Raw genomic sequence first — 242 nt, 5'->3', positions numbered from 1 at the left:
CATTACCTGTATTTTGAACTTGGATAGTATATTTTATTTGATCTCCCACATTACTGTAAAATTCAGTATTAGATACTTTTACCACATTTAAAACAGGATTTTGATTTAAGATTGTAATAGTACAGTCCCTACAATCTGGTGCAGGAGTACATGTAGTACAAGGAGTAGGGTCAGTAGAGGTAGCAGTAATGTTATTGTTTTTAGGATCTTTAGCGTTAGCTGTAGCCAAGTTGTAAACAATA

Annotated in this window: 1 pseudogene; it reads right to left on the bottom strand. The window is 33.1% G+C overall.

Features of this window, described 5'->3' with window-relative positions:
* Window positions 1-242 (bottom strand): annotated as a pseudogene (locus tag K5R64_RS13580) (hypothetical protein); the annotation flags it as partial.

The organism is Flavobacterium sp. UMI-01 (genome assembly GCF_019656315.1).
Taxonomy (GTDB): Bacteria; Bacteroidota; Bacteroidia; order Flavobacteriales; family Flavobacteriaceae; genus Flavobacterium.
Note: the sequence above shows the minus strand (reverse complement) of the source record. Positions and strands in the feature narration are given on the sequence as shown.